Here is a 22,111-nt window from a genome sequence, read left to right as displayed (position 1 = left end):
CGGGCAGGTCAGCCCGTGGGGGAAAAGCACGTACTTCAGTGTCCCATGCCACCGCTACCACATGCCCACGGACGATTACACAGGCGGCTGGGAGGGGGTGTGGTCGGATCCTCCAAGGGTCAGTGCGATCACCAGCCTCGGGTCCCGGCCACGCCTGCGGTCGACCGCGTCGGTGAACACGTCGAGCGCGGTCTCCCAGTCCTCGGGCCTGGCACTGGCGTAGGGCCGCCAGCCCACCACGGACAGGAGCAGCGCCTGCTCACTGCCGTCGGGCCAGAAGGAGACATCGGTCAGGACGTCGAACAGCGCGTCCCAGTTGCGGCCGAACCAGTCCGGCAGCTCCAGGTCGCGCACGCACCGGTCCATGAACCCGGCCTTGTCCTTGACGCCTTCGAGGTCGAGGACGCGGATCCTGTCGGGACCTCCGGTCATCTCAGCACCGCCTTGAACGACTCGTAATGGTCATCGGTGTAGTACGTCTCGTGGCTCTGCCCTGTGACGATGCGCCGGGCGCCGCGGTCCCGCTCGCCGGGGGTGGGGACGGTGTACTCGTGGTAGTAGCCGCGGCTCTGCCGGGGCAGCTCCCGCTCGAAGTTCCCGAAGACGGCACCGTCCTTGGCGTACGGGAACGGCCCGCCCTTGTCGATGAGGGTCAGGGTCGTACGGGCCTGGGCGGGGAGCCCGGACTCGGGGAGCGTGGGCATGCCCCGCGCCCAGTCGGGTGTGGAGCGGCCCGGGGCGGCCGGTGTGTCCTGTTGCGTGTCCTGGACGGAGCACCCGGTGACCAGCAGGGCGAGGGCGACGAGCAGAGCCCCCGGCAGCAAAGTGGGGAGGCGGGTGAGAAGCCGCGGCAGCATGCCGACGATGCTGCCACAGCCGCCTCCGGTGAGCGCGGTACGCGACGCGAGTACCGCGCCCGACGGGGCCTAGGCCCCGTCGGGGTCCGCCCGGTTCAGCGCCGGCTTCGGCGTGGGGCCCGCGGTGAGGAGGAAGTCCGCGGCGGCCGTGTCCGTGACGAGGCTGGTGACGAGCCCCGACCTGAGCACCGCGTCGATCGCGGCGGCCTTGCGCTGGCCGCCCGCGATGGCGACGACCTCCGGTATCCGCCGCAGGCGGTCCGCCTCGACCGTGATGCACCGCTCGCCCAGGTCACGGCCGACCCGGCGGCCCTCGGCGTCGAAGAGGTGCGCGGACATCTCGGCGGCGACGCCGAGCGAGGCGTAGTGGGCCCGCTCCTCGTCGCTGAGCATGTCGTGGACGGTGGAGATGCCCGGCTCCCAGGAGCCGATGGAGACGCAGGCGACCGTGACCTTGTCGAAGTACTCGAAGGCGCGGGCGATGCCCGTCTGGCTGCGCAGCGCGGCCGCGGTGGCCGGGTCGGGCAGGAGCATCGGCGCGTAGATCGGGTGGGCCTCGCCGCCGGAGACCTGGGCGGCGCGCCGCACGGCCTCGACGGACCCGCGCTCGGCGGTCCCGGCGTCGTACACGCCCGTGAGCTGCACGACCGTGCAGGGCGGCAGCCGGTCGAGCGCAGCCGCCATGTGGATGGTCGAGCGGCCCCACGCCAGGCCGAGCACATCGCCCTCGGAGACCAGCTCGCCCAGGAGGTCGGCCGCGACCTCGCCGAGGTTCTCGGGGTCGGGCGACTCCTCGGCCTCGGCCGGGGACTCGACCACCACGGCGTGCCGCAGGCCGTAGCGGGCGCGCAGCGCGTCGGAGCGCTCCGCGTCGAGCTCGGCCGGTACGCGGATCTCGATGCGTACGAGATCCCGTTCGAGCGCGGTTTCCAGGACCCTGGCCACCTTGAAGCGGCTCACGCCGAACTCCTCGGCGATCTGGATCTTGGATTTGCCCTCGAGATAGAAGCGGCGGGCCATGGCCGCCGCCTGCACCAGCTCCGCGGGTCCCATCCGCATCGCTGAGCGACCCGGCGACAGTGCCGACACGGCGATCTCCTCACTGCTGTTCACAACCTGGACTCGCCGTTCATCCTTGCAGATGTGGCGGACTTGATCTGCCCTGATGGGCGGCGTTCACGTTCCTGTGGCTCAGTGGCCGCATGCCCAGGCCGCGGCGGCCGACACCGTCTCCGCCTGCGTGCGCAGTGCACGTACCGCCTGGGCGGGGTCGGCGGCGCCGTAGACGGCGGAACCGGCGACGAAGACGTCGGCGCCCGCCTCCGCGCAGCGCTCGATGGTGGAGGCCGAGACGCCGCCGTCGACCTGGAGCCAGAGTTCGAGGCCGTGCTTGCTGATCAGCTCACGGGTGCGGCGGATCTTCGGCAGCATGATGTCCAGGAAGGCCTGCCCGCCGAAGCCCGGCTCGACCGTCATGATCAGCAGCATGTCGAGCTCGGGGAGCAGGTCCTCGTACGGCTCGATCGGGGTCGCCGGCTTGAGCGCCATGGAGGCGCGGGCGCCCTTGGCGCGGATCTCGCGGGCCAGCCGGATGGGGGCGGCCGCGGCCTCCGCGTGGAAGGTGACGGACCCGGCGCCGGCCTCGACGTACTGCGGCGCCCAGCGGTCGGCGTCCTCGATCATCAGATGGCAGTCCAGCGGGATGTCCGTAGCCCGCGCCAGGGACTCCACGACCGGCACCCCGAGGGTCAGGTTCGGGACGAAGCGGTTGTCCATGACGTCGACATGGAGCCAGTCGGCGCCCTCGACGGCCTTTGCCTCCTCGGCAAGGCGGGCGAAGTCCGCGGACAGGATGCTGGGGTTGATCTGCACGGCCATGACCCAAGACTGCCATGCCCGGCGCCGGTTGCTCCCCCCGGTCCAGACCTGTCTCGCTCCCCGGATGCCGCACCCTGTCCCCCGTGCCATGCTGAGCGCCCCGGGGAAAGCACCGTGCGGGCAGCCGGAGGACCGCCATGGCGGACGTACCGAAGTTGGCCCGAGGTCGCTCGGTGGCCCGGCCGGTCTGCGGACGGCGCTCCAAGTGGCTGGTGGTCGCGCCCTGACTCATCGCCCTCGTGGTGGCCGTGCCCCTCGCGCAGAAGCCCTCGGACACACAGGAACAACGACGCCACCACACAGGACAACGACGCCTCGTCCTGACCGCCCGGCTCCGCCGAATCCACGCAAGTCCTCGACATCTCCGAGGACTTGCGTCCCCGAGACCGTCCCCGCGGTCATGATCTGCGCGATCTCCGCCCGCGAGTGCGGGCTCACGGCCCGGGACCGCCCGCGGATCACCGAGGACGTATGGCAGATCAAGGCCCCGCACTCCCATGGGATCCGCGGGCCCCGGACCCGCGGCCCTGTCTTCGACAGGCCGGTCCCGGCGGCGGCGCGGGCCACGCAGATGCCTCCCCCGGCGCCCACCACCGCAAAGACCGCCGGCCCCGGCACCGGACGGCGCGCGGGACCGACGGTCAGCCGTGCGTCGGTGTCAGGCGGTGCGCCGGATCAGCGCCAGATACATCGCGTCCGTGCCGTGCAGATGCGGCCAGAGCTGGATGTCGGGGCCGTCCCCGAGCGCCGGTACGCCGGGCAACAGGGGGCGCGCGTCGATGAGTTCGGCGCCGGGGTGGTGCTTCATGACGTCGTCCACGACGGCGCGGGTCTCGGCGAGGTGCGGCGAGCAGGTCGCGTAGCCGACGACGCCTCCCACCCGTACGGAGTCGAGGGCGGTGGTCAGGAGCGAGCGCTGGAGCGGCGCGAAGCCCTCCAGGTCCTCGGGGCGCCGCCGCCAGCGCGCCTCGGGCCTGCGGCGCAGCGCACCGAGACCGGTGCAGGGCACGTCCATGAGGACGCGGTCGAACGTACCGGGACCCCACGGCGGGCGGGTGCCGTCGGCCGCGATGACCTGGTACGGGCCCGGGTTTCCCGCGAGCGCGTTCGCCACGAGGCGGGCCCGGTGGGGCTGCTTCTCGGCGGCGAGCAGGGCCGCGCCCCGTTCGGAGGCGAGTCCGGCGAGCATGGCCGCCTTGCCGCCGGGGCCGGCGCAGCCGTCGAGCCACTTCTCGTCCCGGCCCTCCAGGGGCGCGTTCGCGAGGGCGATCGCGACGAGCTGGCTGCCCTCGTCCTGGACACCGGCCCGGCCGGTCCGCACGGGGTCGAGCGAGCCGGGCTCACCGCCCTCGGTGAGCCGCACGGCGTACGGCGACCAGCGCCCCGGCAACGCCGACTCCTCGCCGACCTCGTCCAGGACGACGTCCGCGGTCGTCCGGCCCGGCCGCGCAACGAGCGTGACCTCGGGCCGCTCGTTGTCGGCCTCCAACAGGTCCTCGATGCCCGCCCGGCCGCCGCCTAGCGAGTCCCACAGCGCCGACACGATCCATCGCGGATGCGAATGCACCACGGCGAGATGGTCCTCGGCGTCCTCGTCGTACGGGGGCGCGACCTTCTCCACCCACCCGTCGAGGTCGTCCTGCGCGACCTTGCGGAGCACGGCGTTCACGAACTTGGCGCGCCCATCACCCAGCACGACCCGCGCCAGCTCCACGGAGGCCGACACCGCGGCGTGCGTGGGGATCCGCGTGCCGAGCAGCTGGTGGACGCCCATGTTCAGCACGTCGAGAACCGGCGGGTCGACCTCCCGCAGCGGCCGGTCGATACAGGCGGCGACGATCGCGTCGTACGTGCCCTGCCGGCGCAGCGTCCCGTACACCAGCTCCGTGGCCAGCGCCGCGTCACGGGCGTCGAACTTTTCGGGCCCCTCCTTCTCTCGGGCCTTGCGCAGCAGCGGCGGGAGCACGAGGTTCGCATACGCATCGCGCTCGTCCACGGCCCGCAGCGCCTCGAAGGCGAGGTAGCGGACCGGGTCCTTCTGAGGACGGCGGTACGGCTTTCCCTGCTTCCCGGGGGTGCCGGGCTTACCTGACTTCTGGGGACGCCGGCCGGGCTGGTCGTTCAAAGGTGCTCCGCTGCTGGTATCGGCTCGAACCCATTCAGCCTACGTCGGTCCCGCCCAGGCGCTCGCCCGGGGCGATCCGCACCCCGCGCGCCCAGTCGGCCGCGGCCATCGGCTTCTTGCCCTGGGCCTGCACCCACAGCAGCTCCACCGCGTACGAGCCGGTCCCCACGTACAGGTTCTTCTTGCCGACGGCGAGCTCGCCGGGCGCGAGATCGGTGCGGTCCGGGACGGGGACGGCCTGGATGAGCTTGAGGCGCTCGTCCCGGAAGACGGTCCAGGCGCCGGGCGCGGGCGTGCAGCCGCGGACGACGCGGTCGACGCGCAGGGCGGGCGCCGCCCAGTCGACGTGCGCGTTCTCGACGGTGATCTTCGGCGCGACCGTGATGCCGTCGGCGGGCTGCGGCAGGGCCTTCAGGGAGCCGTCCTCGATGCCGTCCATGGTCGCGGAGAGCAGTCCGGCGCCCGCGAACGCCAGCCGGGTGAGCAGGTCGCCGCTCGTGTCGGTGGGACGCACCATCTCCGTCACCGTCCCGTAGAGCGGCCCGGAGTCGAGCCCCTCCTCGATCAGGAACGTGGACGCACCGGTGATCTCGTCTCCGGCCATGATCGCGTGCTGCACGGGGGCGGCACCGCGCCAGGCGGGCAGCAGCGAGAAGTGCAGGTTGACCCAGCCGCGCGCGGGGACGTCGAGGGCGACCTTCGGCAGCAGCGCGCCGTAGGCGACGACCGGGCAGCAGTCGGGCGCGATCTCGCGCAGCCGGGCCAGGAACGCCTCGTCGCGCGGCTTCACGGGCTTGAGGACCTCGATCCCCGCCTCCTCCGCGCGCTCGGCGACCGGACTGGCGACGAGCCTGCGACCGCGGCCCGCGGGAGCGTCCGGCCGGGTGACGACCGCGGCGACCTCGTGACGGTCGGAGGCGATCAGGGCGTCCAGAGCGGGAACGGCGACCTCGGGGGTGCCTGCGAAGACGAGCTTCATAGGTGTCTTTCGGCCTCTCGGGGCAGGGACTTGACGGGCAGCACACCAGTCTATGGCCGTTCCACGGGCCCGTTCCCTCCGTTATTCGGGGCCGCCCGTCCCTGGGGGCGTACGCATCGACGCGCGCCCTGCGCATATGCGCATACGCCCCTCCAGCGTGACCCCTCACCAACTGGCGCGTTGGTCAAGGAAGAGTTGACCAACCAAGGGCCCCAGATGCGGCCCGATCCGTTTCAACGCCGGTCTCGAGAGGCTTGTTCATGGCCGACCACGCAACCCACGACGCCCAGGCACGGGCCAGCCTGCACCTCCTGGTACGGGACATCGAGCGGGTCCGCCGGCAGGTGGACGCACTGCGCACCCTCACCGCCCAGCTCGGCAACGTCTATCGCCCGCGCCGCTCCGGCCCCTCCGCGGGCTTCGTCGTCTACGGGCGCGCTCCCGCCCCGACCGTCCGCCTTGCCCAGGAGCTGCGCGACAGCGTCGAGACCCTGGTGACCGCCGCCGTCGACTTCGACCGCTCGCTGGGCTTCTCGTGGGACGCCGTGGGCTCCGCGCTCGGGGTGACGAAGCAGGCCGTACACCGCCGGTACGGGGCCCGCAGGGCCGCGGCGCAGGCGGCGGCCGACGCCGAGCGCGCCACAGAGACGGTGGGGACACGGCCCCCCGTCCCCATCGGCACGGCGACGATCCCGTCCGTCCCCGCCGCCCGCTCCATGCCCACGCAGCCGACAGCGGGCAGCCAGGCGCTCCGCGAGGAGTCCCGCCCGACGGCCTTCCCCGGCCCGCGCAACGGCTGACCTCACTCACCGCCTCCCCGCGTGTCAAGTGCGGGGAGGCGGAGGTGTGTTGGGGGTGCGCATGGCGTTCTTTCCGGGCAGCACCCGGGCCAGGCCGATTGCCACCGGCCCTCCGGGCGCGCCGGCCCGCACCACGCACACCACGTCAGCCGATGTCCGGCGGATCCACCCGCACGCGTACCGGCTCCGTGCCGCCGCGGGCCATCCGGGCCGCCTGCGCGTGCTTCAGCGCCGACGCGAGTGCCGCGCCGCTGCCGGGCGGGACCCTGACCAGGACGCGCTCCCAGTGCTCCCCAGGCGGCGGGGCCCCAGGGCGGCGCGACGGTCCCGGCGCCGCGTCCGGCACCGGGACAGGGCCCAACACCTCGGCGTCACCCGGCAGTTCCACCGCCGCCAGGAACCCGGCGAGCGCCTCGGGCGCTCCCGAGACCGCCGCCATCCTCGACACCGGCGGGAAGCCGAGCTCGGCCCGCTCGGAGAGCTCCCGCACGGCGTGCCCCACCGGATCCCACCGCACCAACGCCTGCACGGGACGCAGTGTCGGCTCGGCCACGATCACTACCGTGCCGCCCGCCCCCTGCGGTCTGACCAGCGAGGCCGCCGCGATCCAGCGCCGCAGCGCGTCCTCCCCCGCCCGCAGATCGGGGCGGCCCAGCATCGCCCAGCCGTCGAGCAACAGCGCGGCCGCGTACCCGCCTTCGGCCACCGGCTCCGCGCCCGGCGTACTCACCACCAGAGCCGGCGCCCCCGGCACCGTGTCGAGGACCTGCTCCCGCCCGGACGTGCGCACCGGCACCGCCGGAAACGCACGCCCCAGCTCCTCCGCCGTCCTGCGCGCCCCCACGACCTGCGCCCGCAGCCGGAACCCCCCGCACTCCTGGCAGTGCCAGACACTCTCCTCCTGGCCGCACCAGCCGCACGTCAGGCTGGACGTCCCCTCACTCGCCTCCAGCGGCCCGGCGCAGTGGCGGCAGCGCGCGGGCTCGCGGCACCGCTCGCACGCGAGCCGCGGTACGTAGCCGCGCCGCGGCACCTGCACCAGAACCGGCCCGCTCTTCAGCCCTTCCCGCACCACCTGCCACGCGAGCGAGGGCAGCCGCGCGGCCCGCGCCGCCTCGTCGCGCGCGAGATCCCCGTCCCCCACCGTCCGTACGAGGGGTGCGGCGCCCCGCACCTGCTCACGCCCCGCGATGAGGGGCGCGGCCCAACCGCTCTCGACGAGCTGCGCGGCCTCGACCGTGCAGCTCCAACTCCCCAGCAGAAAAGCACACTTGTCGTGCGCGGCCCGCAACAGCAGCACATCGCGCGCATGCGGCTGCGGAGCATGCGGCTCGGCGTGGCTGGAGTCGCCGTCGTCCCAGATGACCACGAGCCCCAGATCCCGCACGGGGGCGAACATCGCGGCCCGGGTGCCCACGACCGCCCGTACCGACCCACGCCGCACGCCGAGCCACTCGCGGTACCGCTTCTCGGGACCCGCGTCGGCGGTCAGCACGGCATGCCGTCCCTCGCCGAGTACGGCGCCCAGCGCGGCGTCGACCCGCGCGACCGCCCGCCCGTCGGGCACGACGACCAGGGCCCCGCGCCCGGAGGAGAGGGTCGCGGCGACGGCGCGCGCCACTTCGTCGGCCCACTCGGGTCCGGGCAACGCGGTCCACACGGCCCGTGGCGCGCCGCCCGACGCGAGAGCCTCCAGGAATCCGGCCCCGCGCTCGTACCGCCGCCAGCTGCCCGCGTCCGGCGTCGGCGGAGGCGGGAGCGGCTCGGGCGACGGCTTCTTCTCCGCGCGCGCGTTCCGCGGCGGGACGGCCAGCTGGAGCACGTCGGCAAGGCTTCCCGCGTACCGGTCGGCGACGGCGCGGGCGAGACCGAGCAGCTCCTCCCCGAGCACGGGCTCGGGCGATACGACCTGTGCGAGGGCGGCGAGCGGCCCCTGATACTCGGACGCGGCGACCCGCGCGACGACGAACCCGTCGATCAGACCGCCCCCCTCGCGGCGCCCGTCCCGCACGGAGTGCTTCCCGGCGCCGAACCGCACGCGCACCCGCACCCCCGGCTGCGCGTCGGCGTCGAGCTCCTCGGGCACCGCATAGTCGAAGTACCGGTCGAGATGCAGCACGCCCTTGTCCACGAGCACCCGCGCCACGGGCAGCTCCTTGGCGAGGGCGGCCCCCCGCCACGTACGCGGCTTCGCCCGTGGCACCTTGGCCTGCCGCACGGTCTCCCGAATCAGCGCAAGCTGCTCGGGCGGCGCACCCTCACCGCCGCCGTCGCCCTGCCCGTTCTCGCTGCTCACAGCCAAATTCCTACCAGACCGCACTGACAGCGGCCGCCGCGATGGGGCGAAGACGCGCGACGGCCCCGGACCGAACCGGTCCGGGGCCGTTCACGTACAGGCGTCGTCCGCCGTGCGGTCCCGCTTAGAGGCCCGCGGCCTTGCGCAGCGCGTCCACGCGGTCCGTGCGCTCCCACGTGAAGTCGGGGAGCTCGCGGCCGAAGTGGCCGTACGCAGCGGTCTGCGAGTAGATCGGGCGGAGCAGGTCGAGGTCGCGGATGATCGCGGCGGGGCGGAGGTCGAAGACCTCGCCGATCGCGTGCTCGATCTTCTCCGTGTCCACCGCGGCCGTGCCGAACGTCTCGACGAACAGGCCCACGGGCTCGGCCTTGCCGATCGCGTACGCGACCTGGACCTCGCAGCGGGTGGCGAGGCCCGCCGCGACGACGTTCTTGGCGACCCAGCGCATCGCGTACGCGGCCGAGCGGTCGACCTTGGACGGGTCCTTGCCGGAGAAGGCGCCGCCGCCGTGGCGGGCCATTCCGCCGTACGTGTCGATGATGATCTTGCGACCGGTCAGGCCGGCGTCGCCCATCGGGCCGCCGATCTCGAAGCGGCCGGTCGGGTTCACCAGAAGGCGGTAGCCCTCGGTGTCCAGCTTGATGCCGTCCTCGATGAGCTGGCCCAGGACGTGCTCCACGACGAACTCGCGGATGTCGGGGGCGAGCAGCGACTCGAGGTCGATGTCCGACGCGTGCTGGGAGGAGACCACGACCGTGTCGAGGCGGACGGCCTTGTCGCCGTCGTACTCGATGGTGACCTGGGTCTTGCCGTCGGGGCGCAGGTACGGGATCGTCCCGTTCTTGCGGACCTCGGACAGGCGCCGCGAGAGGCGGTGCGCGAGGTGGATCGGGAGCGGCATCAGCTCGGGCGTCTCGTCGCACGCGTAGCCGAACATCAGGCCCTGGTCGCCCGCGCCCTGCTTGTCGAGCTCATCCTCGTCACCCTCGACACGCGACTCGTACGCCGTGTCGACGCCCTGGGCGATGTCCGGGGACTGCGAGCCGATGGACACCGACACGCCGCAGGAGGCGCCGTCGAAGCCCTTCTTCGAGGAGTCGTAACCGATCTCGAGGATCTTCTCGCGCACGAGCTGCGCGATCGGCGCGTACGCCTTGGTCGTGACCTCACCGGCGACGTGCACGAGGCCCGTGGTGATGAGCGTCTCCACGGCGACCCGGGAGGTCGGGTCCTCCCGCAGAAGCGCGTCGAGAATGGTGTCGCTGATCTGGTCAGCGATCTTGTCGGGGTGACCCTCGGTCACGGACTCCGAGGTGAACAGGCGACGGGACACAACGCTCCCTGTGGTTGCAGCGGCTGCTGGCTGATCATTTGCGGACGGCCGGGAGCTGCGCCCGGCGACGTCCGTGACCAGTTTATCGGTCACTCTCGGCCGTCGGACCACGCGTCTCGCCACTTGGGAGCGCTGTGACCAGCGGCACTGCATTCTGCGGTACGACGATCGCTCTTAGGAAGAGGTGAAGCTGCCCGAATTGTAAGGGATTCATACGGTTCGGGGCCTCCGCTGGAGCGAAAGTGGCATTCACTCGCCGTCGTAGATCCGCTCCTGGGCCCGTGCGTCGCCGATGGGCAGCAGCCGGACGACCTCGTCCCAGATCGTGTCGGAGAGCGCTTCCTTCGGGCCGTACGGGACCGGGGTCTCGCTGCCGTCCGCGCCGAGCAGGACGGCCTCGTTCTCCTCGGAGCCGAAGGTCTTGCGCTCCCCCACCTCGTTGACGACGAGCAGGTCACAGCCCTTGCGGGCCAGTTTCTTGCGGCCGTTGGCAAGGACGTCGTCCGTCTCGGCGGCGAATCCGACGACGATCTGCCCGGGGCGCGGCCGGTCCGCCGAGAGCTCGGCGAGGATGTCCGGATTACGGACCAGGACGATGGGCTCCGGCTCCTGCCCGTCCTTCTTCTTGATCTTTCCTGTGGCGTACGTCTCGGGGCGGAAGTCGGCCACCGCGGCCGCCATGACCACCGCGTCCGCCTCCGGCGCCGCCTCGAGGACGGCCTCGCGCAGCTGTACGGCCGTCCCGACATGGACGACATCGACACCGGCCGGGTCGGGCAGCGTCGCGTTTGCCGCGAGGAGGGTGACGCGGGCGCCGCGGGCGACCGCCGTGCACGCGAGGGCGTACCCCTGCTTGCCCGAGGAGCGGTTGCCGAGGAAGCGGACCGGGTCGAGGGGCTCGCGGGTGCCGCCGGCGCTGATGACGACGTGGCGTCCGGTGAGGTCCTGGACGGTCGCCCGATCGCCGCGCGCGAGGACCCGGCGTACGAATTCGAAGATCTCCACCGGGTCGGGGAAGCGGCCCTTGCCCGTGTCGACGCCGGTGAGGCGGCCGACGGCGGGCTCGATGACGAGTGCGCCGCGGCGGCGGAGCGTGGCCACGTTCTCCCGCGTCGCCGGGTGCTCCCACATCTCCGTGTGCATGGCGGGGGCGAAGACGACCGGACAGCGGGCGGTCAGGAGCGTGTTCGTGAGGAGGTCGTCGGCCAGGCCGTGCGCGGCCTTGGCGAGCATGTCGGCGGTGGCGGGCGCGACGATCACGAGGTCGGCGTGCTGCCCGATGCGGACGTGCGGGACCTCGTGGACGGACTCCCACACCTCGGTCGAGACGGGGTTGCCGGACAGCGCCGACCAGGTCGCCTCGCCCACGAAGTGCAGGGCGGACTCCGTCGGCACGACGCGTACGTCATGTCCCGACTCGGTCAGCCGGCGCAGGAGCTCGCACGCCTTGTAGGCGGCGATTCCGCCACTGACCCCCAGAACGACCTTGGGCTTGTCCACCGTCCGTGCCTCCCCGCACTCGGATTCCCGCACTCGGGAACGTACGACTCCCCTCGGAGGCGTACGACTCCATGACACACCACAGGCCCGACAGTCGCGCTGCCGGGCCTGTGGTGAAGAAAACTGATTGATTACTGAGCCGGACCCTCGATGGCCTCGGACGTCAGCAGCCCCGCGTTGATCTCGCGGAGCGCGATCGAGAGCGGCTTCTCGTGGACGTGGGTGTCCACCAGCGGGCCGACGTACTCGAGCAGGCCCTCACCGAGCTGCGAGTAGTACGCGTTGATCTGGCGCGCGCGCTTGGCGGCGTAGATCACGAGGCTGTACTTCGAGTCGGTCGCCTCGAGCAGCTCATCAATCGGCGGGTTGATGATGCCCTCGGGCGCGGTAATGGAAGAGGACACTCTCTGCCTTCCGATGGGATTGAAGATCACATGTGATCAGGAAAACGCGGGATTGCTCCGGCGGAATTCGAGATCACAAATAGATCGAAGATCAAACAACTCTCATCAAGGCTAGCAGCTCGCGGGCCACGTCCTCGACGGAGGTGTTGACCAGGGTCGTATCGAACTCCGCCTCGGCGGCGAGCTCGATCTTGGCGGCCGCGAGTCTGCGCTCGATCACCTCGGGGGCCTCGGTCCCCCGGCCGGTGAGCCGGCGGACCAGCTCCTCCCAGCTCGGCGGGGCGAGGAAGACCAGCTGGGCCTCCGACATCGACTCGCGGACGAGCCTGGCGCCCTGAAGATCGATCTCGAGGAGGACGGGTTCGCCCGACTCGAGACGGTCCAGGACGGCTCGGCGCGGGGTCCCGTACCGGTTGCCCGCGAACTCGGCCCACTCCAGCAGCTCGCCGTTGGCGATCAGCTTGTCCATTTCCTCGTCGGTGACGAAGAAGTAGTGGACACCGTGCTTCTCGCCGGGGCGGGGCTTGCGGGTGGTGGCCGAAACCGACAACCAGACCTCGGGGTGTTCCTTGCGCATATGAGCGACGACCGTGCTCTTGCCGACCCCGGAGGGGCCGGAGAGCACGGTCAGCCGCGGACGTTCACTCATGCAGCGATTATTCCAGCTATCCCCGCGTGCCCGGACCAGTCGGTCCGGGCACGGAGGACTAGGCGCCGGTGCTGCCGAACTCGCGCTCCAGGGACGCGATCTGGTTGGAACCGAGTCCGCGCACGCGGCGGCTCTCGGAAATTCCGAGCCGCTCCATGATCTGCTTGGCGCGGACCTTGCCCACGCCCGGGAGGGACTCAAGGAGGGCGGAGACCTTCATCTTGCCGATGACGTCGTTCTCCTGACCCTGCTTGATGACCTCGTGCAAGGAGGCGCCGGAGTGCTTGAGTCGATTCTTGACCTCGGCCCGCTCCCGGCGAGCCGCGGCGGCCTTTTCGAGCGCGGCTGCGCGCTGTTCAGGGGTAAGGGGCGGAAGAGCCACGCCTACGTCACCTCGGATGTCGAACTGTCGGATACGGACCGGTGAGGAACCTAGTCGCCCCTCACCTGGGGAGCAACGAGCAAAGCGCTCGCCCGTTTCTCCCCCACTGCCTTGAGAGCGTGGGAGGTGCCCCCACTCGACGGAGACTAGCGGCCAGGACCGCCTGAGTCAGCGAGAACAGACGAAAAGTCCTGGTCAGCCTCCGTCGAGCCAGACATTACAGACATATGACCCCGGATTTCTGCCCGGATCCGGATGCGAGCCCCTCCTCGAGGCCCCGCTGAAACATCACGGAATGGTCAAGGAGGCTCTCGATGGCCCCCGCGAAGACCGTTTTCGCACCTCGGCAGCGCCTCTCAGCGCCTCTCAGCACCAAGAACAGCTGCGAATCCGTGACCTGGTGCCCGCATTCCGGATGCCTCACGGGCATGCCGAAGGCCCCCGCACGCGCGTGCGGGGGCCTTCGGGCGTTCGAAACGGGTCAGGCGGCGACGACCGCCGCACGGACCTCGTCGGCGAAGCGGACCGACGCCTCGCGCAGGGCGGCGACCGAGGGGCCCGCCTTCAGGACGGCGCGGCTGACGTTCGGGACGACGTTGCGCGCGGCCGCGCCGAAGACGCCGGGCAGATCCGCCGGGGTCGCGCCCTGGGCGCCGATACCCGGGGCGAGGAGCGGGCCGTTGATGTCCAGGTCGTACGAGGACAGATCTCCGAGCGTCGCCCCGACGACGGCGCCGAACGAGCCCATGGGCGTCTCGCCGGCGTTCTCCTCGGCGAGGTGGGCGAGCATCGTCGCGCCCACGTTGCGCCCGTCGGCGCGCACAGCGTGCTGGACCTCGCCGCCCTCCGGGTTCGAGGTGAGGGCGAGGACGAAGAGCCCGGCGCCGGACTCGCGGGCCAGGTCGACGGCCGGCTTCAAGGACCCGTAGCCGAGGTACGGCGAGACGGTCAGGGCGTCCGAGAAGAGCGGGGAGTCCTTGTGCAGGAAGGTCTCCGCGTACGCGGCCATGGTGGAGCCGATGTCGCCGCGCTTGGCGTCCATGACGACGAGCGTGCCGGCGGCGCGCAGGTCCGCGACGGCGCGCTCCAGGACGGCGACGCCGCGCGAGCCGAAGCGCTCGAAGAACGCCGACTGCGGCTTGACGACGGCGACGGTGTCGGCGAGCGCCTCGACCGAGATCCGCGTGAAACGCTCCAGGCCGTCGATGTCGTCGTTCAGGCCCCAGGCCGACAGGAGCGCCGCGTGCGGGTCGATGCCCACGCACAGGGGGCCACGCTCGTCCATCGCGCGGCGCAGGCGGGCGCCGAAGGGTTCGAGAACCGTCATGTGTGGGCCTTCTTCACGTCGGCGCCGACGGCGTCGGCGAGGGTGGCGTACGGCGAGGTATTCAGGCGGGCGGCGAGGCCCTTGTGGATGGCTCGGGCGTAGAAGGGGCCCTCGTAGATGAAGGCGCTGTAGCCCTGGACGAGGGTGGCGCCGGCGAGGATGCGCTGCCAGGCGTCCTCGGCGTTCTCGATGCCGCCGACGCCCACCAGGGTGATCCGGTCGCCCACGCGCGCGTAGAGGCGCCTGAGGACCTCCAGGGAGCGTGCCTTGAGGGGCGCGCCGGACAGGCCGCCGGTCTCCTTCACGAGGGATGGGTCGGAGGCCAGGCCGAGACTGTCGCGCGCGATGGTGGTGTTCGTGGCGATGATCCCGTCGAGACCGAGCTCCACCGCCAGGTCGGCGACGGCGTCGACGTCCTCGTCGGCCAGGTCGGGGGCGATCTTCACCAGGAGGGGGACGCGGCGCGAGGTGACGGTGCGGTCGGCGGCCTCGCGCACGGCGGTCAGGAGCGGGCGCAGCGCCTCGGTGGCCTGGAGGTTGCGCAGGCCGGGGGTGTTCGGCGAGGAGACGTTCACGACGAGGTAGTCGGCGTGGGCGGCGAGCCGCTCGGTCGACTTCACGTAGTCGCCGGCCGCCTCCTCCTCGGGCACGACCTTGGTCTTGCCGATGTTCACGCCGACCGTGGCCTTGAAGGCGGGCCTGCGGGCCGCCAGGCGCTCCGCCACGGCCGCGGAGCCCTCGTTGTTGAACCCCATGCGGTTGATCAGCGCGCGGTCCGGCACGAGGCGGAACAGGCGCTTCTTGGGGTTGCCGGGCTGCGGCTCGCCCGTGACGGTGCCGATCTCGATGTGGTCGAAGCCGAGCATCGTCATGCCGTCGATCGCGACGGCGTTCTTGTCGAAGCCGGCGGCGAGCCCGAAGGGGCCGTGCATGCGCAGGCCGAGGGCCTCTGTGCGCAGCTCCTTGTGGCGGGGCGCGAGGACGGCCGCGACGAACGTGCGGAGCACGGGGACGCGGGCCGCGAGGCGGATCCAGCGGAAGGCCAGGTAGTGGGCCTTCTCCGGGTCCATGCGCTTGAAGACGAGGTTGAAGAAGAGTTTGTACATCGTGGGTGTCCTCACACGGAGGGGGACACCGTTTCCGATGTCCCCCTCAGTGGGCTGCTAGTCGCGGGCCGCGGTCAGGTGTTCCGCGTGTTCCTGGAGTGAACGGACGCCCACGTCACCGTGGTTGAGGGCGTCGATGCCCTGTACGGCGGCCGCGAGGGCCTGCACCGTGGTCAGGCACGGGACGCTGCGCGCCACCGCCGCCGTACGGATCTCGTAGCCGTCGAGGCGGCCGCCCGTGCCGTACGGGGTGTTGACGATGAGGTCGACCTGGCCGTCGTGGATGAGCTGGACGATCGTCTTCTCGCCGTTCGGGCCCTCGCCCTCGCTGAGCTTGCGCACGACCGTGGCGTTGATGCCGTTGCGGCGCAGCACCTCGGCGGTGCCGGACGTGGCGAGCAGCTCGAAGCCGTGCGCGACGAGCTCGCGCGCCGGGAAGATCATCGTGCGCTTGTCCCGGTTGGCGACCGAGATGAACGCGCGGCCCTTCGTCGGCAGCGGGCCGTACGCGCCGGCCTGCGACTTGGCGTACGCCGTGCCGAAGACCGAGTCGATGCCCATGACTTCACCGGTGGAGCGCATCTCCGGGCCGAGGACGGTGTCGACGCCGCGGCCCTGGATGTCGCGGAAGCGGCTCCACGGCATCACGGCCTCCTTGACGGAGATCGGCGCGTCCAGCGGCAGGGTGCCGCCGTCGCCGGTCTTCGGGAGCAGGCCCTCCGCGCGCAGCTCGGCCACGGTCGCGCCGAGCGAGATGCGCGCGGCGGCCTTGGCGAGCGGCACCGCGGTCGCCTTCGAGGTGAAGGGGACGGTGCGCGAGGCACGCGGGTTCGCCTCGAGGACGTACAGGATGTCGCCGGCCATGGCGAACTGGATGTTGATCAGGCCGCGGACGCCGACGCCCTTGGCGATGGCCTCGGTCGAGGCGCGCAGGCGCTTGATGTCGAAGCCGCCCAGCGTGATCGGGGGCAGGGCGCACGCCGAGTCGCCGGAGTGGATACCGGCCTCCTCGATGTGCTCCATGACGCCGCCGAGGTAGAGCTCGGTGCCGTCGTAGAGCGCGTCCACGTCGATCTCGATCGCGTCGTCGAGGAAGCGGTCGACGAGGACGGGGCGGGACGGGGAGATCTCCGTGGACTCCTCGATGTACGAGGAGAGGCGGGTCTCGTCGTACACGATCTCCATGCCGCGGCCGCCGAGGACGTACGACGGGCGGACGAGGACCGGGTAGCCGATCTCGTCGGCGATGGCCTTGGCCTCGGAGAAGGTGGTCGCCGTGCCGTGCTTGGGCGCGGGCAGTCCGGCCTCCGCGAGGACGCGGCCGAAGGCGCCGCGGTCCTCGGCGGCGTGGATGGCCTCGGGCGGGGTGCCCACGACCGGTACGCCGTTGTCCTTGAGCGCCTGCGACAGGCCGAGCGGGGTCTGGCCGCCGAGCTGGACGACGACGCCCGCGATCGGGCCCGCGAGGGACTCCGCGTGGACGATCTCCAGGACGTCCTCGAGCGTCAGCGGCTCGAAGTACAGGCGGTCGGAGGTGTCGTAGTCCGTGGACACGGTCTCCGGGTTGCAGTTGACCATCACGGTCTCGTAGCCGGCGTCGCTCAGCGCGAAGGAGGCGTGGACGCAGGAGTAGTCGAACTCGATGCCCTGGCCGATGCGGTTCGGACCGGAGCCCAGGATGATCACCGCGGGCTTGGTGCGCGGCGCGACCTCGGTCTCCTCGTCGTACGAGGAGTAGAAGTACGGGGTCTTGGCGGCGAACTCGGCGGCGCAGGTGTCGACCGTCTTGTAGACCGGGCGGATGCCGAGCGCGTGCCGGACCTCGCGGACGACATCCTCGCGCAGGTTACGGATCTCGGCGATCTGCGCGTCGGAGAAGCCGTGGCGCTTGGCCTCCGCGAGGAGGTCCACGTCGAGGCGCTCGGCGGCGGCCAGCTCGTCCGCGATCTCCTTGATGAGGAAGAGCTGGTCGACGAACCAGGGGTCGATCTTCGTGTACTCGAAGACCTCTTCCTGGGTGGCGCCGGCGCGGATGGCCTGCATGACGGTGTTGATACGGCCGTCGGTCGGACGTACGGCCTCGGCCAGGAGCTCGGCCTTGTCGCCGGGCTCACCCACGAAGGTGAACTGGCTTCCCTTCTTCTCTAGGGAGCGCAGCGCCTTCTGGAGGGCCTCGGTGAAGTTGCGGCCGATCGCCATGGCCTCGCCCACCGACTTCATAGTGGTGGTGAGGGTGGAGTCGGCTGACGGGAACTTCTCGAAGGCGAACCGCGGGGCCTTCACGACCACGTAGTCGAGCGTCGGCTCGAAGGAGGCCGGCGTCTTCTCGGTGATGTCGTTCGGGATCTCGTCGAGCGTGTAGCCGACGGCCAGCTTGGCGGCGATCTTGGCGATCGGGAAGCCGGTGGCCTTCGACGCGAGCGCCGAGGAGCGGGAGACGCGCGGGTTCATCTCGATGACGATGATCCGGCCGTCGGCCGGGTCGATCGCGAACTGGATGTTGCAGCCGCCGGTGTCGACGCCGACCTCGCGGATGATCGCGATGCCGATGTCGCGCAGGCGCTGGTACTCGCGGTCGGTGAGCGTCATCGCCGGGGCGACGGTGATCGAGTCACCCGTGTGGACGCCCATCGGGTCGAAGTTCTCGATGGAGCAGACGACCACGACGTTGTCGTTCTTGTCGCGCATCAGCTCGAGCTCGTACTCCTTCCAGCCGAGGATGGACTCCTCCAGGAGCACCTCGGTGGTGGGAGACAGGGTCAGGCCCTGGCCGGCGATGCGGCGCAGCTCCTCCTCGTCGTGCGCGAAGCCGGAGCCCGCGCCGCCCATCGTGAAGGAGGGGCGGACGACGACGGGGTAGCCGCCGAGCGTGTCGACGCCCTTGATGACGTCGTCCATGGTGTGGCAGATGACCGAGCGGGCGGACTCGCCGTGTCCGATCTTGGCGTTGACGGCCTCGACGACGCCCTTGAAGAGGTCGCGGTCCTCGCCCTTGTTGATGGCCTCGACGTTGGCGCCGATGAGCTCGACGCCGTACTTCTCGAGGACGCCGTTCTCGTGCATGGAGATCGCGGTGTTGAGCGCGGTCTGGCCACCGAGGGTGGGCAGGAGCGCGTCGGGGCGCTCCTTGGCGATGATCTTCTCGACGAACTCGGGGGTGATCGGCTCGACGTACGTGGCGTCGGCGATCTCCGGGTCGGTCATGATCGTCGCCGGGTTGGAGTTCACGAGGATGACCCGCAGGCCCTCGGCGCGCAGGATGCGGCAGGCCTGGGTGCCCGAGTAGTCGAACTCGGCGGCCTGGCCGATGACGATCGGTCCGGAACCGATGACCAGGACGGACTGGATATCGGTGCGCTTAGGCACGCTGGGCTCCCTTTTCTGCCATGAGCTCTACGAAGCGGTCGAACAGGTAGGCCGCGTCGTGCGGGCCCGCCGCTGCCTCGGGGTGGTACTGGACGCTGAACGCCGGCTGGTCGAGGAGGTGCAGACCCTCGACGACCTGGTCGTTCAGGCAGACGTGGGAGACCTCGGCGCGGCCGAAGGGGGTGTCGGAGACCTTGTCGAGCGGGGCGTCGACGGCGAATCCGTGGTTGTGCGCGGTGACCTCGACCTTGCCGGTCGTGCGGTCCTGCACCGGCTGGTTGATGCCGCGGTGGCCGTACTTCAGCTTGTAGGTGCCGAAGCCGAGGGCGCGGCCGAGGATCTGGTTGCCGAAGCAGATGCCGAACAGGGGGGTCTTCCGGGAGAGGACCTCACGCATGACCGCGACGGGGCCGTCGGCGGTGGCCGGGTCGCCCGGGCCGTTGGAGAAGAACACGCCGTCGGGCCGGACGGCGTAGATGTCCTCGGCCGTGGCCGTCGCGGGCAGCACGTGCACCTCGATGCCGCGCTCGGCCATCCGGTGCGGGGTCATGCCCTTGATGCCGAGGTCGACGGCGGCGACGGTGAAGCGCTTCTCACCGATCGCGGGGACGACGTACGTCTCCTTGGTGGCGACCTCGGCGGCGAGGTTCGCGCCCTTCATCTCGGGCGCCTGGCGCACCTCGGCGAGCATCGTGCCTGCGTCGGGCAGCGCGTTGCCGGAGAAGATGCCGACGCGCATGGCGCCGCGCTCGCGCAGGTGGCGGGTGAGGGCGCGGGTGTCGATGCCGCTGATGCCGACGACGCCCTGCTTGCGCAGCTCCTCGTCGAGGGAGCGCTGCGAGCGCCAGTTGGAGGGCACGCGCGCGGGGTCCCGCACGACGTAACCCGCGACCCAGATCTGCTTCGACTCGGGGTCCTCGTCGTTCACGCCGGTGTTGCCGACGTGCGGGGCGGTCATCACGACGACCTGGCGGTGGTACGACGGGTCGGTCAGCGTCTCCTGGTAACCGGTCATGCCGGTGTTGAACACCGCCTCGCCGAAGGTCTCCCCCACGGCCCCGTAGGCGCGGCCGCGGAAGATGCGGCCGTCCTCCAGGACGAGTACGGCGGGAGCGTTGGCGGCTCCCCGGGTGGAGGTCGTCATCGTGCGGTGCCTTCCGTCGTGATGGTCGTGCTGTTCATGCTGCTTGTGTTGCTTGTACTGCTTGTGCTGTTCGTGTCGATCATGTTGTTGAGGGTCTCGACCCACTCGGCCTGCTCCGCTGCGTGGTCGGAGCGGAAGCCTGAGTCGATCAGCTTGTCCCCGTGCCCCCAGGTGACGATCAGGAGACCGCCCTCCGTGAGGACCTTGCCGGCGATGCCCTTGTCGAGCCGGGCCTCGCGCAGCTGCGCGACGGGGATGAAGAAGTCCGTGGCTCCGGGGCGTACGACGTCCAGACCCGCGTCCGTGAGCGTGAGCTCGACGCGGCTGCGGGTGCCGAGGCCGTGCGCCACGATGCGGTCGAGCCACTGCCCCGCGGTCGTGGAGCCGTGATACCGGCCGCTCAGCTCAAGTCTGGCCGGACCCGGCGCGGACGGCGATCCGGGCAGCGGCGGCTCGCCGCCTCCGTTGAGGGTGGTGGTGGGAGACGGGCGGGCGGGGAGCGGCGGCAGGTCGCCCTGGAGGGTGCCGCGCCACTTCCAGCCCTGGCGCATCAGCCAGTAGACGAGCGTGATGAAGAGCAGCAGTCCCACGATCCAGCCGATCCGGTCGGGCCAGTCCGTCACGTCCGCCGACTTCTGTTCCGCGGCGAGCACTGCCAGTGGTTGCGTCAGTCGTGTCACGCGAGCTTCCCGTCGACGAGCGTGGCCTTTCCCCGCAGCCACGTGTGCGTGACGCGCCCGGGCAGCTCACGCCCCTCGTAGGGCGTGTTGCGGCTGCGCGAGGCGAAGCCGGCGGGGTCCACGGCTCCACGGTAATCGGCGTCGACCAGGACGAGGTTCGCGGGCTCACCTGCCGAGACGGGCCGGCCGTGGCCGCCCGCCCGGCCGATCTGCGCGGGCTTGACGGACATGCGGTCGGCGACGCCGGCCCAGTCGAGCAGCCCGGTCTCGACCATCGTCTGCTGCACGACCGACAGGGCGGTCTCGAGCCCGACCATGCCCATGGCGGCCGCGGCCCACTCGCAGTCCTTGTCCTCGTGCGGGTGCGGGGCGTGGTCGGTGGCGACGATGTCGATCGTGCCGTCGGCGAGCGCCTCGCGCAGGGCCATGACGTCGCGCTCGGTGCGCAGCGGCGGGTTGACCTTGTAGACGGGGTTGTACGTGCGCACCATCTCGTCGGTGAGGAGCAGGTGGTGCGGGGTGACCTCGGCGGTCACGTCGATGCCGCGGGACTTGGCCCAGCGCACGATCTCGACGCTGCCGGCCGTGGACAGGTGGCAGATGTGCACGCGGGAGCCGACGTGCTCGGCGAGCAGCACATCGCGGGCGATGATCGACTCCTCGGCGACGGCGGGCCAGCCGCCGAGCCCGAGCTCGGCCGAGACGATGCCCTCGTTCATCTGGGCGCCCTCGGTCAGGCGGGGCTCCTGCGCGTGCTGGGCGACGACGCCCCCGAAGGCCTTCACGTACTCCAGGGCGCGGCGCATGATCACCGCGTCGTCCACGCACTTGCCGTCGTCGGAGAAGACGGTGACGCCGGCGGCGGACTCGTGCATGGCGCCGAGCTCGGCGAGCTTCTTGCCCTCCAGGCCGACGGTGACGGCGCCGATGGGCTGCACGTCGCAGTAGCCGGACTCCTGGCCGAGCCGGTAGACCTGCTCGACGACGCCGGCGGTGTCGGCGACGGGGAAGGTGTTGGCCATCGCGAACACGGCGGTGTAGCCACCGGAGGCGGCGGCCCGGGTGCCGGTGAGGACGGTCTCGGAGTCCTCGCGGCCCGGCTCGCGCAGGTGGGTGTGCAGGTCGACGAGGCCCGGCAGGAGGACCTTGCCGCCGGCCTCGACGACCTCGGCGCCCTCGGCGGACAGGCCGGTGCCGACCGCCTCGATGACGGAGCCGTCGATCAGGACGTCCTGCTGCTCGCCGCCGAGCACCTTCGCACCACGGATAAGGATCTTGCTCATGG

General features: G+C 71.4%; 19 protein-coding genes. 1 reads left to right on the top strand and 18 read right to left on the bottom strand.

The features are described 5' to 3' along the window. Nucleotides 1-75: 75 nt before the first annotated feature. From OHA58_RS30625 to fmt, 6 genes are all read right to left on the bottom strand, one after another. Nucleotides 76-432 (bottom strand): barstar family protein, encoded by a 357-nt coding sequence (locus OHA58_RS30625; RefSeq protein ID WP_405482768.1) that lies wholly within the window; start codon nucleotides 430-432, stop codon nucleotides 76-78. Then, entirely contained in the window at nucleotides 429-857 is a 429-nt protein-coding gene (locus OHA58_RS30620) for a ribonuclease domain-containing protein (protein ID WP_405482767.1), read from the bottom strand. Before OHA58_RS30620 ends, OHA58_RS30625 begins: the two co-directional genes overlap by 4 nt. 69 nt (nucleotides 858-926) lie before the next feature. Continuing rightward, complete coding sequence (locus tag OHA58_RS30615) at nucleotides 927-1,970, bottom strand: sugar-binding transcriptional regulator (RefSeq protein ID WP_227293623.1); 1,044 nt, start codon at nucleotides 1,968-1,970, stop codon at nucleotides 927-929. 78 nt (nucleotides 1,971-2,048) lie between these two features. Next, nucleotides 2,049-2,735: a ribulose-phosphate 3-epimerase gene (gene rpe / locus OHA58_RS30610; protein ID WP_405482765.1), complete on the bottom strand. Its 687-nt coding sequence runs from the start codon at nucleotides 2,733-2,735 to the stop codon at nucleotides 2,049-2,051. A 658-nt stretch (nucleotides 2,736-3,393) separates the two neighbouring features. Further along, nucleotides 3,394-4,860, bottom strand: a complete 1,467-nt coding sequence (locus tag OHA58_RS30605) for an RsmB/NOP family class I SAM-dependent RNA methyltransferase (protein WP_383095343.1) — start codon at nucleotides 4,858-4,860, stop codon at nucleotides 3,394-3,396. A gap of 34 nt (nucleotides 4,861-4,894) precedes the next feature. Further along, a complete protein-coding gene (gene fmt, locus OHA58_RS30600; protein ID WP_405482764.1) occupies nucleotides 4,895-5,839 on the bottom strand; it encodes a methionyl-tRNA formyltransferase in 945 nt (314 codons plus the stop codon). Between the two features lie 260 nt (nucleotides 5,840-6,099). Between fmt and OHA58_RS30595 the strand changes: the two genes are divergently transcribed. Next, nucleotides 6,100-6,639: a hypothetical protein gene (locus OHA58_RS30595; protein WP_405482763.1), complete on the top strand. Its 540-nt coding sequence runs from the start codon at nucleotides 6,100-6,102 to the stop codon at nucleotides 6,637-6,639. A gap of 145 nt (nucleotides 6,640-6,784) precedes the next feature. On the opposite strand, the gene OHA58_RS30590 is transcribed toward OHA58_RS30595, so the two are convergent. From OHA58_RS30590 to OHA58_RS30535, 12 genes are all read right to left on the bottom strand, one after another. Then, the gene (locus tag OHA58_RS30590) at nucleotides 6,785-8,935 is read right to left on the bottom strand and encodes a primosomal protein N' (protein ID WP_405482762.1); all 2,151 of its coding nucleotides are present in this window, start codon (nucleotides 8,933-8,935) and stop codon (nucleotides 6,785-6,787) included. A gap of 124 nt (nucleotides 8,936-9,059) precedes the next feature. Beyond that, nucleotides 9,060-10,268 carry a methionine adenosyltransferase gene (metK, locus tag OHA58_RS30585; protein WP_405482761.1) on the bottom strand — a complete coding sequence of 403 codons (1,209 nt, stop codon included), beginning with the start codon at nucleotides 10,266-10,268 and terminating at the stop codon, nucleotides 9,060-9,062. A 249-nt stretch (nucleotides 10,269-10,517) separates the two neighbouring features. After that, entirely contained in the window at nucleotides 10,518-11,768 is a 1,251-nt protein-coding gene (gene coaBC / locus OHA58_RS30580) for a bifunctional phosphopantothenoylcysteine decarboxylase/phosphopantothenate--cysteine ligase CoaBC (RefSeq protein WP_405482759.1), read from the bottom strand. 131 nt (nucleotides 11,769-11,899) lie between these two features. Continuing rightward, nucleotides 11,900-12,172 carry a DNA-directed RNA polymerase subunit omega gene (gene rpoZ, locus OHA58_RS30575; protein WP_005319902.1) on the bottom strand — a complete coding sequence of 91 codons (273 nt, stop codon included), beginning with the start codon at nucleotides 12,170-12,172 and terminating at the stop codon, nucleotides 11,900-11,902. Between the two features lie 91 nt (nucleotides 12,173-12,263). Continuing rightward, nucleotides 12,264-12,821 (bottom strand): guanylate kinase, encoded by a 558-nt coding sequence (gmk, locus tag OHA58_RS30570; protein WP_405482758.1) that lies wholly within the window; start codon nucleotides 12,819-12,821, stop codon nucleotides 12,264-12,266. A 58-nt stretch (nucleotides 12,822-12,879) separates the two neighbouring features. After that, the gene (locus tag OHA58_RS30565) at nucleotides 12,880-13,203 is read right to left on the bottom strand and encodes an integration host factor (RefSeq protein ID WP_026246651.1); all 324 of its coding nucleotides are present in this window, start codon (nucleotides 13,201-13,203) and stop codon (nucleotides 12,880-12,882) included. Nucleotides 13,204-13,684: 481 nt separating this feature from the next. Then, nucleotides 13,685-14,530 carry an orotidine-5'-phosphate decarboxylase gene (pyrF, locus tag OHA58_RS30560; RefSeq protein WP_266668356.1) on the bottom strand — a complete coding sequence of 282 codons (846 nt, stop codon included), beginning with the start codon at nucleotides 14,528-14,530 and terminating at the stop codon, nucleotides 13,685-13,687. Beyond that, on the bottom strand, nucleotides 14,527-15,636 hold the full coding sequence (locus OHA58_RS30555; protein ID WP_405482756.1) for a quinone-dependent dihydroorotate dehydrogenase: 1,110 nt from the start codon (nucleotides 15,634-15,636) through the stop codon (nucleotides 14,527-14,529). Before OHA58_RS30555 ends, pyrF begins: the two co-directional genes overlap by 4 nt. Nucleotides 15,637-15,693: 57 nt before the next feature. Further along, the gene (gene carB, locus OHA58_RS30550; RefSeq protein WP_405482755.1) at nucleotides 15,694-19,002 is read right to left on the bottom strand and encodes a carbamoyl-phosphate synthase large subunit; all 3,309 of its coding nucleotides are present in this window, start codon (nucleotides 19,000-19,002) and stop codon (nucleotides 15,694-15,696) included. After that, nucleotides 18,995-20,146: a glutamine-hydrolyzing carbamoyl-phosphate synthase small subunit gene (gene carA, locus OHA58_RS30545; RefSeq protein ID WP_405482754.1), complete on the bottom strand. Its 1,152-nt coding sequence runs from the start codon at nucleotides 20,144-20,146 to the stop codon at nucleotides 18,995-18,997. Before carA ends, carB begins: the two co-directional genes overlap by 8 nt. After that, on the bottom strand, nucleotides 20,143-20,826 hold the full coding sequence (locus tag OHA58_RS30540; RefSeq protein ID WP_405482753.1) for a hypothetical protein: 684 nt from the start codon (nucleotides 20,824-20,826) through the stop codon (nucleotides 20,143-20,145). Before OHA58_RS30540 ends, carA begins: the two co-directional genes overlap by 4 nt. Next, nucleotides 20,823-22,109: a dihydroorotase gene (locus OHA58_RS30535; protein ID WP_405482752.1), complete on the bottom strand. Its 1,287-nt coding sequence runs from the start codon at nucleotides 22,107-22,109 to the stop codon at nucleotides 20,823-20,825. The genes OHA58_RS30540 and OHA58_RS30535 overlap by 4 nt, the downstream gene beginning before the upstream one ends. Between the last annotated feature and the right edge of the window lie 2 nt (nucleotides 22,110-22,111).

Source organism: Streptomyces sp. NBC_00009 (assembly GCF_045040855.1).
In the GTDB taxonomy this organism is placed as follows: Bacteria; Actinomycetota; Actinomycetes; order Streptomycetales; family Streptomycetaceae; genus Streptomyces; species Streptomyces aureus.
Note: the sequence above shows the minus strand (reverse complement) of the source record. Positions and strands in the feature narration are given on the sequence as shown.